The 13,586-nt window shown below is 43.9% G+C and carries 12 protein-coding genes; all 12 read right to left on the reverse strand.

Annotated features, from left to right (window positions below):
• Positions 1-2: 2 nt before the first annotated feature.
• The 12 genes from HXT26_RS04570 to HXT26_RS04625 all read right to left on the reverse strand — a co-directional run bounded on the left by HXT26_RS04570 (position 3) and on the right by HXT26_RS04625 (position 13,443).
• Positions 3-419 (reverse strand): hypothetical protein, encoded by a 417-nt coding sequence (locus tag HXT26_RS04570; RefSeq protein ID WP_004105258.1) that lies wholly within the window; start codon positions 417-419, stop codon positions 3-5.
• Positions 420-591: 172 nt separating this feature from the next.
• Positions 592-1,773, reverse strand: coding sequence for an endolytic transglycosylase MltG (mltG, locus tag HXT26_RS04575; RefSeq protein ID WP_064340386.1), 1,182 nt, complete (start codon positions 1,771-1,773; stop codon positions 592-594).
• A 45-nt stretch (positions 1,774-1,818) separates the two neighbouring features.
• A complete protein-coding gene (ruvX, locus tag HXT26_RS04580) occupies positions 1,819-2,283 on the reverse strand; it encodes a Holliday junction resolvase RuvX (protein WP_004119274.1) in 465 nt (154 codons plus the stop codon).
• A 53-nt stretch (positions 2,284-2,336) separates the two neighbouring features.
• Positions 2,337-5,021: an alanine--tRNA ligase gene (alaS, locus tag HXT26_RS04585; RefSeq protein ID WP_004119277.1), complete on the reverse strand. Its 2,685-nt coding sequence runs from the start codon at positions 5,019-5,021 to the stop codon at positions 2,337-2,339.
• A 206-nt stretch (positions 5,022-5,227) separates the two neighbouring features.
• Complete coding sequence (locus tag HXT26_RS04590) at positions 5,228-5,473, reverse strand: hypothetical protein (protein ID WP_004105270.1); 246 nt, start codon at positions 5,471-5,473, stop codon at positions 5,228-5,230.
• Positions 5,473-5,919: a DUF948 domain-containing protein gene (locus HXT26_RS04595; RefSeq protein WP_415689211.1), complete on the reverse strand. Its 447-nt coding sequence runs from the start codon at positions 5,917-5,919 to the stop codon at positions 5,473-5,475. Before HXT26_RS04595 ends, HXT26_RS04590 begins: the two co-directional genes overlap by 1 nt.
• A 147-nt stretch (positions 5,920-6,066) precedes the next feature.
• Positions 6,067-6,741, reverse strand: a complete 675-nt coding sequence (locus HXT26_RS04600) for a histidine phosphatase family protein (RefSeq protein ID WP_119526963.1) — start codon at positions 6,739-6,741, stop codon at positions 6,067-6,069.
• 192 nt (positions 6,742-6,933) lie between these two features.
• The gene (gene rpsD / locus HXT26_RS04605) at positions 6,934-7,560 is read right to left on the reverse strand and encodes a 30S ribosomal protein S4 (protein WP_004105277.1); all 627 of its coding nucleotides are present in this window, start codon (positions 7,558-7,560) and stop codon (positions 6,934-6,936) included.
• Positions 7,561-7,888: 328 nt separating this feature from the next.
• Positions 7,889-8,707 (reverse strand): ABC transporter ATP-binding protein, encoded by an 819-nt coding sequence (locus HXT26_RS04610; protein WP_422111952.1) that lies wholly within the window; start codon positions 8,705-8,707, stop codon positions 7,889-7,891.
• A gap of 2 nt (positions 8,708-8,709) precedes the next feature.
• On the reverse strand, positions 8,710-9,921 hold the full coding sequence (locus HXT26_RS04615; protein WP_101885909.1) for an FtsX-like permease family protein: 1,212 nt from the start codon (positions 9,919-9,921) through the stop codon (positions 8,710-8,712).
• 38 nt (positions 9,922-9,959) lie between these two features.
• Positions 9,960-10,373 carry a DUF4418 family protein gene (locus HXT26_RS04620; RefSeq protein WP_101885908.1) on the reverse strand — a complete coding sequence of 138 codons (414 nt, stop codon included), beginning with the start codon at positions 10,371-10,373 and terminating at the stop codon, positions 9,960-9,962.
• 142 nt (positions 10,374-10,515) lie between these two features.
• A complete protein-coding gene (locus HXT26_RS04625; protein WP_422111953.1) occupies positions 10,516-13,443 on the reverse strand; it encodes an ATP-dependent helicase in 2,928 nt (975 codons plus the stop codon).
• Positions 13,444-13,586 lie beyond the last annotated feature (143 nt).

The raw sequence follows: 13,586 nt of genomic DNA on the forward strand, positions 1-13,586 counted from the left end.
TACTAACTACCAAGTATTGAGCTGGTTGTTATTGACAGCAATGCTGCGAGTATTGCAGATATTGCTTCTACTGGTACGAATGGTATTGATGCGTTGGTTGGAGAGCAGATTTTGCAGTAAATTTTCCATAGCAAAAGCCAAAGTAAGCCAACTGCTCCAACTAAAGCGAACCAGTAAATTAAGCAGTCAAAGCCGAATAATACCAAGGCTTGCGCAATCATTGACGCGCTCGTAACATCTCCGAAGCCAATAGCATTTTTTGCGGAAATTTTTCGCATACTCCAGTAAATTACAAAAATAATTACGCAAGAAATCCAGCCGAAAATAAGCACGCTAATATTTCTAAATAAAATAATCGAATATATGAGATTCGCAAAAGATTGAAAAATTCCTGCAATAACAACCCAAAGTCTTGGCACTACGCGACTTTTTATGTCTGTTGCGCAAACTGAAATTAAACATGTGAGCGTTGGTAGCACCGATAGTATCGTAATAATTAATTGCTTCATTAAAGCAGATTACGAAAACTTGCGAAACTGTTACAACCTCAACACATCTATGTGGTTAAAAGCTATATTTTTATTTAACAGTTTAGTTGCCTTCGGGATTGTTGCGCTTGTACTCGTCGCGGAATTTCAAGAAGTCGTCTTTGTTATCCGCAAACTTCGTTTCACCAGTCTTCAAATTCGTGGTGACGAAGTAAAGCCATGGACCATCTTGAGGCTTAATGGTTGCAAGCAACGCGCTGTCGCCAGCAATGCCAATAGGCGTAGGGGTCAAACCCTTATGAATACGTGTATTATACGGATTATTTGCATCGTCAAGCATTGCTTGCGTGAGTTTAATAGGTTTTACTCCTGCGCCGTAACCAACAGTAGAATCCATTCCTAACGGCATATCTTTTGCCAAACGGTTCAGTATTACGCGAATAACTTTGCCATAATATTCGCGATTATTCACTTCAGCTTCGGCAATAGACGCCATAATTAAGGCTTTTTCTCTATCTTTACCTTTAGGAATTCCAAGAGAATCAAGTTTTTCAATACGCTTTTTTATCATTGCGGAAAGAATAGCATCCGCACTTTTCATAGCTTTTACGTTATAAACTCCAGGCTCTAGCCAGCCTTCAACGCTACCGTTTGCTTCAGCAGGCAGAATTCCTGCGGCGCCATCAGCTAACGCAGCCTTGAATTTATCTAAACTTATTCCAGATAATGTTGAAGCTTTTTGCAAAACGTCTGCTGCGTGATCCCCTGCACGAACATCAAGGAATCCGCCTGCTTTTGTTTGATCTGAAAGAATATCAACTACATCAATAGCAGCCATATGTTTTTTCAGTGAGTAAACGCCAGGATACAAAATTTTATTATTTGCAGAAACAGCTGAAGTGAATGCAGCTTGCGATTTAACAACATTCGCTTTCACTAGTTTTTCAGCAACTGTAATAGCGCCTTCGCCAGTATCGACTGTAAACTCAACAGATCCATAACCAGGACCCGACCAATCTGCAACAGCTTCACTGTTCTGAGACAAACGCCACGCACGCACAGCACTGTATCCAACGTAACCAACAACACATAGCACGAACACAATCAATATAGCTAAAACTGCTTTTGCTCGACGTTTACGCTTCTTTGCAGCAAGACGCGCTTTTGCTCGTTTGCGAGATTTTCCTGACGAATCTGAACCGTTAGAAGTAGACGATGAAGGAGAATCATCATGCTCAGTCCATTGTGCATGATTGTCAAAGAACTCATCAAAACTATCAGACATTTGACACTCCTCTTCTACTTTCTAACTTTTGTTCATTTACTTTTACTAGTTTTGTTGCGCATATTTTGAATCGAGAGCAGACTGCAAAATCAACACTGCCGACTGCTGATCCACCATTGGGCGATGCTTTTTAGTAGAAAGATCTGCTTGCAAAAGCTGACGATGAGCACTTACTGTTGTCAAACGCTCATCTTTCCAAACTACTTCTGGCATATAATCCAATGCCCAATCTTTTTCATCATGCAATATTTGCATGCGTTTTATTAGATTCTTCCCCCAGCGCAGAGCTTTTTTAGCAGATTTTCCTTCAGTGCCATCGAGTTGCAAAGGCAAGCCTATAACAACTTTTTCTACATTGTTATCTTCAATAACTTCAAGCACTTCATCTATAGCACGGAAGGAATCTCCAAACACTTGCACATTACCAATAGGATGTGCAAAGGTGAGACCAGGGTCGGAAAGTGCAAGTCCGACCCTTGCGTCACCTAAATCAATACCTAACCACACCATATTTCGTGTTGCTTTTGGTATGATTCGTAAATTTTTAAGCTGTAAGACACGCACTAGGCGAGCTTAGCTACTTCTGATTTCGCAGCTTCGAGAGCTTCATCAATCTTAGAAGCGTCTGTACCACCGCCCTGAGCGAAGTCTGGCTTGCCGCCACCGCCGCCACCAAGCACCTTGGAAGCAGTACGCACCAAGTCGCCAGCCTTAGCACCAAGACCGCGAGCAGCTTCGTTTGTAGCGACTGCGATCATTGGACGATCGTCCTCATTAACACCAGCAAGTGCAACAACCACTGGAGCATCTTCACCTAAACGAGCGCGAATATCTAGAACTGTCTTACGCAAAGCATCGAATGAGCCAAAGTTGCCAACATTCTTAAGAGCCAACTTAACTTTTTCGTTACTATTCTTTGCTTCATCAACTAATGTTGGTACAGCTTCATTTAATTGAGCTTCGTAAACAGATGCAAGCTTACGATCAGAATCCTTCATCTTGTTAAGCAAAGATTCCAAACGTTCAGCTAACTCGTCTGGACGAGCGTTAACCATGTCTGCTAATTGCGCAACCAAAGTGTGTTCACGAGCGCCATACTCGTACGCAGCTTCACCGCAAAGAGCGTCGATTCTGCGCACACCAGAGCCAATAGAAGACTCGGAAAGAATAGTTACCATACCAATCTTTCCAGTGCTCTTAGCGTGAGTACCGCCACAAAGCTCACGGCTCCAACCGTCGCCGATTTCAACAACGCGCACAACATCGCCGTACTTTTCACCGAACAAGTGCATTGCTCCAAGCTTAAAAGCGTCGTCGATTGGCATTTCCTTAGGAACTACCTGCAAATCGTCACGAATACGCTCATTTACGCGAGCTTCAACGCGAGAAAGCGCATCTTTATCGACAGCCTTTGGCCACTGGAAGTCGAAGCGCAAACGATCTGGATCAACTACAGAACCACGCTGAGTAGCCTGTGGACCAAGCTCTTCGCGCAAAGCCTTGTGAAGAGTGTGAGTAGCGGTGTGAGAACGCGCCAACGCAGCCCTGCGAACCTGATCAATATTCGTGTTTACAGGAGAACCAACGCTCAAAGTACCTTCAGTAAGTCGGCAGCTGTGAACAATCAAATCCTTGATTGGACGCTGAACATCGTCGACTTCCAAAATTGCGCCGTCGTCGGAAATAATCTCACCTTGATCTGCAATCTGACCGCCGCGCTCAGCATAGAATGGCGTGCGATCGAGAATAATCTCAACGTTTGCAGGAGCTGTGACGCTTTTAACAGAACCCTTGCCTGCTTCAACAATTGCCAAAACGTTTGAACGACTTGAGAAGTCAGTGTAACCGAGGAAGTCGATTGGCTTTTCGAGCGACTTCTTAATATCGTCGTAAACGCTAACGTCCACATTGTGACGCTTCTTCAAAGCGTCAGCGCGAGCGCGACCTTTCTGCTCGCTCATAAGCTCGCGGAACTTAGCTTCGTCGACCTTAACACCCTGCTCGGCTGCCATCTCAAGAGTAAGCTCAATTGGGAAGCCGTAAGTATCGTGCAAAGTAAACGCGTCGGAGCCGCCAACCATAGGGTCATCCTTGTGCTCTTTCTTAGCTTTTTCAACAGCCAAGTCGAGAATAGTTGTGCCCTTTTCAAGAGTGCGACGGAACGCGTCTTCCTCACCGTAAGCAGCTTCGCTAACCTCGTGGAAAGTATCGTTAAGCTCTGGATAGCTTGGTTCCATAGCAGACTTAGAAACTGGGAACAGCGTTGGCAAAACTGGATCTTGAACGCCGAGCATACGCATTGCGCGAACAGTTCTGCGAAGAAGACGACGAAGCACATAGCCACGGCCAACATTACTTGGGCGCACGCCATCGCTCATAATCATAAGTGCGGAACGCACGTGATCTGCTACAACGCGGAAACGCACGTCAGCATCATTATTATCGCCGTACTTTACGCCGCTAAGCTTTTCTGCAGCTTCAATAACTGGGTAAACTTCGTCAGTTTCGTAAATATTTTCCTTACCTTGCATAAGGTAAGCCAAACGCTCCAAACCAGCGCCAGTATCAATATTCTTTTGATCGAGTTCGCCAGCAATATGCAAATCAGTCTTAGATTTGACGTTATCTACCTGGTAATTTTCGAAAACCAAATCCCAAATCTCAATAAAGCGAGATTCGTCAGCAGCTGGGCCTCCGTCGCGACCATACTTAGGACCGCGATCCACGTAGATTTCGGAGCATGGGCCGCCAGGACCAGGACCGCCGGTAGTCCAGAAGTTATCTTCCATACCGAAAACTTGCATATGCTCTGGGTCGAAGCCTTCGTTCTTCCAAATTGCGCGTGCTTCATCGTCGTCAGTATAAGTAGTAACCCAAAGCTTTTCAGGGTCAAAACCGTAGCCGCCCTTATCTTGAGGACTAGTTAAAAGCTCCCAAGCGTAGTGAATAGCTTCTTCCTTAAAATAATCGCCAAACGAGAAGTTACCAACCATCTGGAAGAAAGTGCCGTGACGAGTAGTCTTACCAACTTCGTCAATATCTAGAGTGCGAACGCACTTCTGATTCGAAGCCATACGACGCGAAGGAGGCGTCTGCTCTCCGAGCAAGTAAGGAATAAACGGCACCATGCCTGCGATAGTAAATAACGTAGTTGGGTTCGGCGAAATAAGAGAAGCCGAAGGAACAACCATATGACCATTCTTAGCAAAATAGTCAAGATAACGCTTTGCAATTTCTGCTGTGCGCATACGTACGAACTCCTTGTGTAATTTTTAGCAAGACCCACGCAAACCGTCACAAATAACCGTCACAAACAAAAGCCACATGCAACGCTCACACGAAATCGTGCCGCATGACGCACGACGCAATCATGCAAACATTCAATATAGTACTTCAATACTTAACTTAACTAAACTTAGCAAAGTAACGAAATTATGAAAAACTCGTTTTTTATTTAAAATTCCCTATTTCTACGATTAGCATAACGAGAATTAAGCTCAGCTTCATGCTCTTTACGGCTAGTATTGAAATCTTTAAACAATCCCATTACTGTGCGCAATGTGATATTTTTCGGTTCCTCATCAAATATAAAACGACTAGCAGAAGACGGCATTTTTGCCTTAACATATGCACGAGCCTTCGTAACTGTAAGAACACCAATTACAATGCCAACAAACATCCAAAATAAACGCTTGAACATTACTCCCCCCTGCTTGCGTTCTTAGTTGCATTCTTGTCAGAGGATTCTTTTGAAGCGTTACGATTGGCACTATTCTTGTCTGTTGGCACAGTCGGCTTATTAAAGAAAGAAGAAACAGTATCTTTTAGAGCGTAACCGGCAGCTGCAATTTTTACGAGCGGTTTTCCAAGGAAAGCACCATACAAATCTGTTAGAGCACTAATATTTGTAACGGTTGTGCGAGTAGCTCCTGAAACAGCGTTTACGTCGTCAAGAGTCTTATTAACTTGCTTAATAGTTGTAACAGACTCATCGATTGCCGGCATTGCATGCTCACCCGACTCTTTAATTGTTTTCGCAATCTGATCAAACAATCTGCCTAATCTGATTAACGGATAAATCAAAAAGCCAGAAAGCACGGCAAACGCAATCGCAGCAATAAGAGCAGCTATGTCTCCAACGCTCATCGTAACCTCTTTCTATACCATTTTGCCTAAGATTTCGCAGTATCAAAAGCCATACAACAGCAAATCAAACTACGTATTAAAACCCTTCGCAATGACTTAAGATTAACGAACGGTAAAGACGCATATAACAAAGTTAAACAGTAGAATCTACTCGTTATAGCCTCGAATAGTAATGGCATTATCAATAGGTTTGGTAGTGTCAAAATCAAGTCTGGTTACGCTTCCGTTTTGAGGGCGTTCGCTTAAATCGTAACCTGCAGGCGCAAAACGGTGCATAAGACTTAGCAAAGTGTTGCCATGCGAAATTTGCAAAACATTATCTCCATCGTTAAGCGAAGAATTTGAAGCAATTAACGCAAAACCTTCTTCTACGCGAGTCCAATATTCGATATCTGATTCGGCATCGTGAAAAGGATCCGCTTCTTTAAGCATGTCTCGCGTTGCCGCAAGCCCAAATTTTTCAACGATTTCGTTATAAGTGTGAGCTCCGTGAGGCGCTCCTGCAGCCCACCAAGCCATTTGCATATCTTGACCTTCAAAATAGCCGTAGCATTGCTCGCGAAAATGCATATCGCTTATAAGCGTCGGACGCACGTTACCGGCAGCTTCATTTGCATCGAGAATACGTTGTGCTGTGATTTGCGCACGAGTAGTATCCGAACAGTAAGCTGCAGCAAAAGCAATATTTTCTAGCTTTTTTGCAGCCGTGTCCGCATCTTTCAAACCCTTTTCAGTAAGCGGAGAATTTGACCATCCTTGCAGTCGATTATAGCGATTAAATAGCGTCTGTCCGTGACGCACTAAATAAAGATGCAGCAACATAACTCCATTATTGCACTAAGCGGTACATAACTGTCGAAAACACCAAACCATTTGGTGAAATAAACAAAATTCGCAACGAAACTGTCGAAAACACCAAACCAACCGATGAAATCGACAAAAACGCATTGACCCCTGCCACGCAATCGCATAGCAGGGGTCAAGCGGTATGTCCTTAAGAATTAAATCGGCGAATTAACGAGCGTAGTATTCGACGACGTACTGAATGTTGACTTCAACTGGAATCTGATCGACTTCCGGCTTACGAGTCAAAGTAGCCTTCAAAGAGGCAAGATTCACATCGAGGTAACCAGGAACTGCTGGCAAAACGTCGCGATGAACGCCTTCTGCAGCCATCTGGAATGGAACCATGGTCTGGCTCTTGGCACGAACCTGAATGGTCTGGCCTGGCTTCACACGGTAAGATGGGCGATCGACAAGATTGCCATCAACCAAAATATGACGATGTACAACAAACTGACGAGCCTGGGCGGTGGTGCGAGCAAAGCCTGCGCGCAAAACCAAAGCATCAAGACGAGTTTCCAAATCGGTGAGCATTGCGTCACCGGTCTGGCCTGCAGTGTGCGTACCCTTCTCGTAAGCAGCACGAAGCTGCTTCTCGGAGATGCCGTACTGAGCGCGAAGACGCTGCTTCTCGCGAAGACGTACTGCGTAATCGGACTCGGTGCGACGACGAGTGCGACCGTGCTCACCTGGAGCATATGGACGCTTCTCGAAGATACGCTGAGCCTTTGGGGTCAAAGCGATGCCGAGGGCGCGAGAAAGACGCACCTGACGGCGAGAACGCTGAATATTAGTCATAACTAATCCTTTAATTCTGTCGTTATCTGAACGGAACGTGAACCAAGTTTTTAGTCGATTGCAAAATCGCCTAAAAATTATTCACGCTGAGCCGGCCTCTCCAGTGCTTCTTCGTGCTAGCACACGAACGCGCAAGTATTAAAACGTTGAAATAACGCCATAACTACCGCACGCCGACCCACTGATGGGCTAAGGCTCCAGATGATGCTTACACAAAATAGGCATCGTTTCTAATTCTACACACCCGTAAGAATAATTTGCTTGCGATTTAATTGCGCACGTTTGGAGCGATACACCACACCAAACCCTCCAAACGCGAGACCTAATTTCAGCGAAGGGAGCCAGCATCCATTGTGTATGTGCGATCCGCACAGCGAGCAGCCTCAACATCGTGAGTTACCATAAGCACTGCCACACCATTTTTTGCAGCCTCGCGCAACATTTTCACCACTATGCGAGTATGCTCTAAATCCAAATCACCAGTAGGCTCGTCAAGAATAAGAAGCTTCGGATTGTTTATTAGCGCGCGCACAATCATTACGCGACGCATTTCACCACCCGAAAGCTCATTTGGGTAGCACCACAGTAAATCTTCAATATGCAATTGCTTGCAAAGTTCTAACGCGCGAGTCTCGTTTGAATCTTCGCTTACTTCAGACTTACTTACTTCAGACTTACTTTCAGAAGACTTACTTTCAGAAGACTTACTTTCAGCAGACTTACTTACTTCAGACTTACTTACTTCACAAGTACTAGCTGCAATTTGCACAGGTAAAAGTATGTTGTCATGCACAGTAAGATTTTGCAAAAGCGTCTGCGATTGCGTCACAAAACCTATATCACATGCGCGCAAACGAGACATCTTGGCATCACTAAAAGTGCGTTCAGAAATCTCTTCGCCGCAAACTTTTACACTTCCATGCGTTGGCTTCAATAACCCAGCAATCAAATTTAGTAAAGTAGATTTTCCGTTACCTGACTTTCCAACGATTGCCACAAAATCGCCGCTATTTAGCACAAAGCTCACGTTATTTACTGCAAAAAATTTGTGCTTTCTGCGCATAAATTCGCGAGTTACACGAGTAAGTTCAACAACAGGTAAAATATCAAACTCATTACTTGGAAGTTTTTGACTCTTATCTTCCATACTTACTCACCTGACCTAAGTGTCAAATACGTTTCACGCATAGCAATACGCAATGTAGTAAGCGCTGAAGCTACAACAACTGCAACAAGCGCAAGTAGCACAGACGCTAACATAAGCACTGCTACTGGTAGAGCAGTCACTTCCAAATACGGAAGCTGCAATTGTTCAGAAATAAGAGAACTGTAAGGGAACAATATAAGACTTGCAGACGCAACACCCAATACTCCGCCAACTAAGCCAAGTATCGTAGATTCTCTAACTACAACACCTAAAAGCATATTTCTTGTTGTGCCAAGTATGCGAAGAGAAGCAAACTCTTTTTTACGCTCGTTTACAGATGTTGAAAACACTGCAACTAAAACTAGCAATCCAACTAGCCAGCACGCAGCAATTATAAAAGTCAACGTGCGAGTAAAAACACCAAGATTAGCTTGCGTAGTTGCTGTAATTCCGCCCGGAAAAACTATGCCAATGCTTGAAAGACCAGTTGTTTTGCGGATATTTTTTGCAACTTCTTGCGCGCTGTAACCTTTTTGTACTTTTACGAGAACTGCAGAAACTGCTTTTTTAGCATATTCCTTTGGAATAGCGGTATGCCCTACTTTCGTTGAATACTCAACTACTTGCGGCACACTTTCGCGTCGCACAAACACTGAATTATCAATGCTTGTGCCGGTTTTTGCAAGCTGCGCAGCTACAGGCCATTGGTGTCCAAAAAGACGAACAGTATTCATGTAAGACACGATTACATTTGCGCCAGCAATCATCTCGCCTTTTTGTAACTTCTGCTTATGTTGAGAATAAATCCAAGGACCTATAACAAAATCAGAATCGGGATCAAAACCAATAATTTGTAATTTTTCAGCGCAACATCCTGCAGAAAGCGAAGAAATATACGTTTGTGCACTCGCCTTTTGCACACCCGGAGAGCGTCTTACTAAATTCTCAATATCGTTAGTGAAATAAAAAGTGCTTGAACCACTGTTTGTAAGCAGCGCTTCTGCTTTAGTATGCGTACCTTGAGGGATAACCATAATATCGGCTCCCATGCGTTCTCGCATACTGTTCAAGCCGCGTTCAAGATTCATAGAAATCAGCGAGCCGCCGAAAAATATTGCAGACAAGCACGCAGATACAACAATAAGTGCAGCCGTGCGCAATGGCTTGCGTTTAAGATTTTCCAGCGGCAATCGCTTTAGCGTAATAGTGCGCATAATTTTGCTTTGTTAAGCTTTTCGAACTATTTGAACTATTAATTTTCTTTATTATCCAAATACACGGAAACAGCTGCGAACACTAATGCGAGCACAGACAGAACAATCAGTGTTGGACGCATAACCGATGCACAGTGCATCATTGGGCTCTTGCACACGCCAATAAGGAATGTTGTAACAGCGAGCATAAGCAAAGCGTTCACAACTACAGCAATATTTAAACCAATGCGAACATTTTCTTTAACAAATAGCGCAATAATTCCAAGTACTGCAATAACTAAACCAATTCCAATAGCTGCACGACCTGTGTAGTAGCATGCCATAGGTTGCATCATCATATGCATTTTGTGCATGCCTCCGGTTGAGCATGGCTTTGCAAACGTCAATGGTGCAACGGCAATAAGCAGGCCGAAAATAATTGCAGGAATTGATGCGAATAATTTGTTTTTCATAATTTATACCTCATGAAATGTATGTTTTTATTTTTTAGTGTCACATTTTCGTTAATGCAACACGCTTCTCAGCGCTCACACCAGCAAACGCCACGTCCTTGTTAAAAATTTATCTTACATTAAAGTGCATAAATAAAAGATTTTACAATTTTTCGATTGGTGCAACTCTAAGCATTAGTCGCTTTACTCCATCGGAGCCGAAATCGACTGTAATAATTGAGTTTCTGCCCTTATCTTGCGTTGCTAACACGGTTCCTAAGCCGTAAGTATCGTGAGTAATTTTGTCGCCAACTTGGAAGTCTTGAATATTTAGATGATTGTCTTTATTCATAACTGCAGAAGTTGAACCAACTTTTGTTGCACTTGTTGAAGTCGCAGTTTTTGCAGTAACTTTGCGCGTTTTTACTGCACTTGACTTAGACCAATTCGATTTAGAATAAGACGAGCCATAAGACGAGCCATAAGAAGATCCGTAAGACTTGCTATAAGACTTTCCGTAAGAAGAGCCGTAAGACTTAGAGCCATACGATTTATTTCTTCCGTAAGACTTAGAGCCATGCGACTTTTCAGAACCGTAACTGCTTCCACCATAAGTTGTTTTTTCACTAAACGCATCGCTATAATCGTCATCCCAGCCACCGAAATCGCCACCGAAATCACTATCAAAATCGCTATCGAAATCATCGCCGCGTCTAGACGAAGCGCCCCAACGCTCAACATCAGACTCTCTGCGCTTCCAATCAATCAAATTATCTGGAATCTCATCCAAAAACTGGCTTGGAAGCATATCTTGAGCCTGCCCCCATTGCGCACGAACAGCAGCACGAGTAACATACAAACGCTGCTTAGCTCGAGTAATACCAACATAAGCAAGACGACGCTCCTCGCAAAGCTCGCCATCGTCTTCCAAAGCGCGAGAATGCGGAAAAGTTCCCTGCTCCATGCCAGTTAGGAACACAACCGGATACTCCAAGCCCTTAGCTGTGTGAAGCGTCATCAACGTAACTTTACCAGTGTCCTCATTTTCATCCGGCAATTGATCCGAATCAGCCACAAGCGCCGTCGTTTCAAGGAATCCAGCAACACTAGCATCCGGCGTATTCTGCTCATACTCAGCTGCAACCGACTGCAATTGCGACAAATTATCCACGCGAGCGGCATCTTGAGGATCTTCAGAACGTTGCAAATCCTCCAGCAAACCACTGTCGTTCAGTATGCTGTCAATAACTTTAGAAGGTTTCGAGTCATCGTTTTGCATACAAGTAATTAAATTGTGCATAAGCTCGCGGAACTCTTTAAGCTTGGTTGCGGTGCGAGTTGGCATGCCTTCGATTGACTCCAAATGTTCCAAAGCTTGCCAGAAGCTAACTCCTTGTGTTTGAGCGTAAAGCGTTAGCAAAGCCTCCGCACGCGCTCCAAGCCCACGCTTAGGCACATTCAAAATTCGGCGCATATTCACATCGTCATCTGGGTTTGCCATAGATTGCAAGTATGCGAGCGCATCTTTTACTTCGCGACGCTCGTAAAACTTTGTGCCGCCAACAAGTTGATACGGAAGACCTGCTTTAACGAGCGCATCTTCCAGCGAACGAGACTGTGCATTAGCGCGATACATAATCGCCATATCCGAATAAGCAACACCATCCTCACCTGCTAATCGCGCTATTTCTTGCGCAACCCAAGCTGCTTCCTGTTGAGCACTGTCTGCTGCATAACCGGTAATTGGAGCGCCCTTACCTAAGGCCGTCCACAATTTTTTAGGCTTTCGTCCTTGATTATGCGAAATAACTGCGTTTGCAGCATCCAAAATAGTTTGCGTAGAGCGATAATTTTGCTCAAGCATAATAGTTGTAGCGTTTGGAAAATCTTTTTCAAAGTCTTGAATATTGCGAATATCTGCTCCGCGAAAAGCGTAAATCGACTGGTCGGAGTCACCTACAACTGTGATTGATGCAGGAGTGCTATTTTGCTGAGATGCATTTGCGTTATTTTGCTTTACATCCACTCCTGCAAGCTCGCGAATAAGCTCGTATTGAGCGTGATTCGTATCCTGGTACTCGTCTACGAGAATATAGCGGAACTTATGGCGGTAATATTGCGCAGCTTCTGGTACTTCGCGCATGAGTTGCACAGTTCGCATAATTAAATCGTCAAAATCAACCGCATTTGCTTGAGATAAACGATGCTGATATTCCGCATAAATAATTGCGTAAACAGCTTCAGAATTGCCAGCGTGCGCAATTTGTTGACCTGCAACACCCGGCTTGTAATCGTTAGCATACATGTCTAGTTGCTCACGCCAAGTGATTAAACTATTTTTGCAATCTGAAATCTTGCCCAAAATGCTGCGTGGCGTAAAACGCTTAATATCAACGTTAAGCTCTGTTGCAATAATTTTTACTAATCGCTCGCAATCGGAAGTATCGTAAATAGAAAAGCCTGATTTTAAGCCAATATACTGTCCTGATCTACGAAGTATTTTCACACATGCAGAATGGAACGTCGAAACCCACATAGTATTTGCTTCGCTGCCAATAAGATTGCTTAAACGTTCACGCATTTCGGCAGCTGCTTTGTTTGTAAAAGTGATAGCAAGAACTTGGCTTGGCCAGGCACCTTTTTGGCTTAATATCCAAGCTATTCTTCGCGTAAGAACTCGCGTTTTGCCGCTTCCAGCTCCTGCTCCAATAAGCAGTGCCGGTCCGTCGTATTGGACTGCTTGAGATTGTTGCGGATTTAAGCCGTCGAGTAGTTTTTGCGCGTCAACTGCAACTCTAGAATGTGCAGAATTTTGGGAATATTCTTGAGATTCTTGAGATTCTTGAGGAGGCACTGATTCTTGATCAGACGCATATTCTTGCTGCGTAAAATCAGGCTCTTTAGCGTAAGCGTCAGCATACTCGTCGTAACTGTAGTTGGCATAATCATTCGCATCCGCAACATTCTCATAAAAATGATCGTCAGAATCGAACGAATCAACTGGATTCCCCAACAAATCACTTACATATCCATAATTGCTATCTTTTGCACTCATATTTGCATTCATACTTGCGCCCATACTTACGCTCATACTTGTACTCCATTGATGCTGCCAATTACCTACGTTTTAGCTTCAGCAATAAAACGCCCCCACGTTTTAATTGCGCACGTATCTAATCAGGTTTACCACATGCTGCAGTCGTTTTTACTCGTATTGTGTCACGAACGTGGGTA

Source organism: Gardnerella sp. DNF00497B (assembly GCF_049262725.1).
GTDB classification, from domain to species: domain Bacteria; phylum Actinomycetota; class Actinomycetes; order Actinomycetales; family Bifidobacteriaceae; genus Bifidobacterium; species Bifidobacterium leopoldii.

Excerpts from the sequence above, each read along its gene's own strand:
- mltG (WP_064340386.1), bottom strand. The coding sequence starts at position 1,773 with ATGTCTGATAGTTTTGATGAGTTCTTTGACAATCATGCACAATGGACT.
- ruvX (WP_004119274.1), bottom strand. The coding sequence starts at position 2,283 with ATGGTGTGGTTAGGTATTGATTTAGGTGACGCAAGGGTCGGACTTGCA.
- alaS (WP_004119277.1), bottom strand. The coding sequence starts at position 5,021 with ATGCGCACAGCAGAAATTGCAAAGCGTTATCTTGACTATTTTGCTAAG.
- HXT26_RS04590 (WP_004105270.1), bottom strand. The coding sequence starts at position 5,473 with ATGTTCAAGCGTTTATTTTGGATGTTTGTTGGCATTGTAATTGGTGTT.
- HXT26_RS04595 (WP_415689211.1), bottom strand. The coding sequence starts at position 5,919 with ATGAGCGTTGGAGACATAGCTGCTCTTATTGCTGCGATTGCGTTTGCC.
- HXT26_RS04600 (WP_119526963.1), bottom strand. The coding sequence starts at position 6,741 with ATGTTGCTGCATCTTTATTTAGTGCGTCACGGACAGACGCTATTTAAT.
- rpsD (WP_004105277.1), bottom strand. The coding sequence starts at position 7,560 with ATGACTAATATTCAGCGTTCTCGCCGTCAGGTGCGTCTTTCTCGCGCC.
- HXT26_RS04610 (WP_422111952.1), bottom strand. The coding sequence starts at position 8,707 with ATGGAAGATAAGAGTCAAAAACTTCCAAGTAATGAGTTTGATATTTTA.
- HXT26_RS04615 (WP_101885909.1), bottom strand. The coding sequence starts at position 9,921 with ATGCGCACTATTACGCTAAAGCGATTGCCGCTGGAAAATCTTAAACGC.
- HXT26_RS04620 (WP_101885908.1), bottom strand. The coding sequence starts at position 10,373 with ATGAAAAACAAATTATTCGCATCAATTCCTGCAATTATTTTCGGCCTG.
- HXT26_RS04625 (WP_422111953.1), bottom strand. The coding sequence starts at position 13,443 with ATGAGCGTAAGTATGGGCGCAAGTATGAATGCAAATATGAGTGCAAAA.